This is a genomic window from Oerskovia rustica (assembly GCF_014836555.1).
In the GTDB taxonomy this organism is placed as follows: domain Bacteria; phylum Actinomycetota; class Actinomycetes; order Actinomycetales; family Cellulomonadaceae; genus Oerskovia; species Oerskovia rustica.
The window spans coordinates 1-3,379 of sequence record NZ_JACSQQ010000047.1 but is presented as its reverse complement, the minus strand read 5'-3'; the positions used below and the strand labels follow the sequence as shown (position 1 = coordinate 3,379).

At 72.2% G+C, this 3,379-nt stretch carries 3 protein-coding genes; 1 reads left to right on the top strand and 2 read right to left on the bottom strand.

The genetic code is table 11. From position 1 onward, the window contains the following. The coding region (locus H9652_RS18010) for a hypothetical protein (protein WP_191797965.1) at window positions 1-1,686 on the top strand (1,686 nt) is incomplete at its 5' end. 88 nt (window positions 1,687-1,774) lie between these two features. On the opposite strand, the gene H9652_RS18005 is transcribed toward H9652_RS18010, so the two are convergent. Both H9652_RS18005 and H9652_RS18000 read right to left on the bottom strand, forming a co-directional pair. Then, window positions 1,775-2,860 (bottom strand): glutathione S-transferase family protein, encoded by a 1,086-nt coding sequence (locus tag H9652_RS18005; RefSeq protein WP_191797964.1) that lies wholly within the window; start codon window positions 2,858-2,860, stop codon window positions 1,775-1,777. A gap of 44 nt (window positions 2,861-2,904) precedes the next feature. Continuing rightward, the coding region (locus H9652_RS18000) for a hypothetical protein (RefSeq protein WP_191797961.1) at window positions 2,905-3,379 on the bottom strand (475 nt) is incomplete at its 5' end.

Below are 3,379 nucleotides of genomic sequence, written 5' to 3'. Positions count from 1 at the left end.
TGGGTGGTCGAGACCGGGTCGGAGGGCAAGGGCTACACGCACTCGGAGAAGGCATCGTTCGACGCGGCAAGGATCGCACCCCGGGCCGTGGCGCCAACGGTCGGTCAGTGCGTCTTCGACCTCGGGTCGCGGACCTCGGTCGCCGACGTCGTGTTCTCGTTCGACAACTCGGCCTCGACGCTGCCGGTCGAGTTCGGCGTGGCGGGTCAGGACGGTCTGCGCACGGTCGTCGGCGCGGGCGAGAAGGCTACGGTGACCGCGCCGGGTCTGCTGCGCGGGCTGGACGCGCACGAGTTCACGGTCCTGGTGGACGGTCGGGTCGCCGAGTCGTTCACGCTCCGTGGCGAGAGCTGCTACGTGCCGCAGTGGTCGCAGGACGTGTCGGTGGCTGCGGAGAACGTGGGTGGTCAGGTGCGTCTGACCGGCACGGTGGTGAACACGACGGCCGAGGCGATGGACGTGCGGATGCTCGCGCCGGTGGGCCTCGGTGCGAAGGACGCGGAGAAGGTCACGTTGGCGCCGGGACAGACGGGCTCGTTCACGATCGACACGGGTCGCCAGTCGGTCGACGCCGGGAAGGTCACCTTCCGCCAGTACCGGTGGGTGGCGGAGACGGGCGCCCCGGGCAAGGGGTACCAGGGTGAGGTCGTCGCCACGTACGACCGCGCGACGATCACCCCGAAGGCCGCCGTCACTGCCGGTCAGTGCGTGTACGACCTGGCCGCGCACGCCTCCTCGACCTCCGTGACGCTGACGTTCGACAACTCGTCCTCGACGTTGCCGGTGCAGTTCACGGTCGCGGGTCGCGACGACCTCGCGCAGGTCGTGGCCCCGGGGAAGGTCGTCCCGGTGACGGCGTCGGCCGGGTACCAGGGCGCCACGTTCACCATCTCGGCCGACGGGCGGCAGGTCGCGAGCCAGTCGATCCCTGCGGCGAGCTGCTACGTCCCGAGCTGGTCGGCGACGCAGAGCGCCCGTGCGGAGGCTGCCGACAAGTCGGTCCGCATCGTGGGCACGTACACCAACACCTCACCGGGTACCGTGCGGGTGCGCATGTACTCCCCGGTGTACGGCTTCGCCGGGGCAGCGGTCGACGTCCCGGCCGGGGCTACCCAGGAGTTCTTGCTGTCGACGGGGGTCACCCGGCTCCCCGCCGGGACCGTCCAGTTCCAGCAGTCGGTCACCGCTGACGGCGTGGCGCGCAGCAACACCGTGACCGCCAGGTACGAGGCCGGACGCTACGACGTGTTCGCGCCGACGGTGGGTGCCCCGATCCTGGGCGTCTGCTTCTTCGAGGACAACGAGCAGCAGTCGTACCGGCCGGTGACGTTCGTGTACGACAACATGGCCTCGACCGCGGCCGTCACGTTCCACGTCGAGGTGAACGGCGTGGTGGCGCCCGAGACGCACCGGGTGGTGCAGGACCAGAAGCGGGTCCAGCTCAAGGTGCCGAACGTGCCCGAGCGCGGCGCGACGTACCGCGTCGTGGCCGACTCCGGCCACTCGTGGACGTTCGAGGTCGCGGGGCAGACCTGCCTGCCGACCTGGCATTGGACCGAGGCCTACCGGGTGGGCGACCGCGTCGCGTACGAGGGCCGGAACTACACCGCGACGGCGTGGAGCGTCTCGGTCGTCCCGGACTCCGCGTTCGGTGCGTACTTCTGGCGCGACGAGAGCCGCGGCTGAGCGACGGCTCGGCGACACCGACGAGAGAGGGGCCCCGGCGCGATGCCGGGGCCCCTCTCTCGTTCGCCGGAGGGCGGAGCTCGCCGCGTCAGCCCTGGGGCCGTGCCGCCCGGGGCTCCCCCTCGACCGGCACCGCGAGAGGTGCGAGGTGGTAGGACGCGAGGTCCGTGTCCGCGGTGGGTGCGCTGCCGTCTCCGAAGGGCGACCCTCCGAGCGCCTCGCGCCCGTGCGGCGTGAGCCAGCCGGACAGGTCCGGGCCGTCGGGCACGATCCCGCTCGGGTTGAGCTGGGAGTGGACCCGGTAGTAGTGGTGCTTGATGTGCTCGAAGTTCACGGTGTCGCCGAACCCCGGCGTCTGGAACAGGTCGCGCACGTACCCCCACAGGACCTTGTCCTCGGTGATCTTGTTGCGGTTGGTCTTGAAGTGCCCGTGGTAGACCGCGTCGAACCGGACCAGCGTCGTGAACAGGCGCACGTCGGCCTCGGTGATGTGGTCCCCGACGAGGTAGCGACGCTCGGACAGCCGGTCGGAGAGCCAGTCGAGGCGCTCGAAGAGGATCCCGTACGCCCTGTCGTACTTCTCCTGCGAGTCGGCGAACCCGGCGCGGTACACGCCGTTGTTGACGTCGAGGTAGACCTTCTCGGCGACGTCGTCGATCTCGTCGCGCCACGCCTCGGGGTAGAGGTCGGGGGCGCCGGGCCGGTGGTACGCGGTCCACTCGGTCGACAGGTCGAGCGTGATCTGCGGGTAGTCGTTGGTGACGAGCAGGCGCGAGGGGACGTCGACGATCGCGGGCACGCTCACGCCGCCGTCGTCCTCGGGGTCGCGCGCGAGGTAGTGCTCGGCGAGGAAGTGGGAGCCGAGCTCGGGGTCGACTCCCTCGCGGTCGAGGGTGAAGCGCCACGAGCGCGAGTCCTGGATCGGGTCGACGACGCCGAGCGAGATCGCGTTCTCGAGCCCGAGCAGCCGACGCACGATGATCGACCGGTGCGCCCACGGGCACGCGAGGCTCGCGACGAGCCGGTAGCGGCCGGGCTCGACGGGCCACCGGCCGTGGTCGTCGCCCTGCCCGCCGGGGGCGGAGGTGCTGTCCGCGGCGATGCGGTCGGTGAAGTGCGGGCCGCGGCGCTTCCAGCCGCGGGGGACGGGGTTCGAACCGGTGGTGTCGCTCATGGATCGAACCTACGCCGCGCCCCTGGTGTCCGCAGCGACCGGGGTCACGGGGCGAGTGTGACGTCCGTCCGGACGGGGCGCAGCCGGGAGCCGACCACCCGGGACGTGCCGTCGTCGTGCGCCTCGACGAGGACCGTGACCGTCTGCGTGACGGTCCACGACGACAGGCGGGCGCCGGGCGGGACGGTCCCGAGCGTGCCGGTCGTCGGGGTGGGCGCGGTCCACCCGCCGGTGAGCGTCACGGACTGCGTGCACTCGACGGACGCGAGGGTGAAGACCCCGTCGGCGGACGCGAGCCAGGCCGGGTCGGGGGCCTCGTAGGCGCACGCGCGCTCCTCGGTCCCGCTCTCGGGGGTCAGGTCCGCGACGGGGAAGCCCTGGGTGTGGGCGGTCGCGAGCTGGTCGGCGTCGGTGACGTCGAGGGCGGGGGCGGCCTGGCCGGTGCGGGCGAAGGCGAGCACGTCCTCGAGCGCGGCGTCCCCGCGGGCGCGGGCTCCGTCGTCGGGGCCCCCCGCGGCG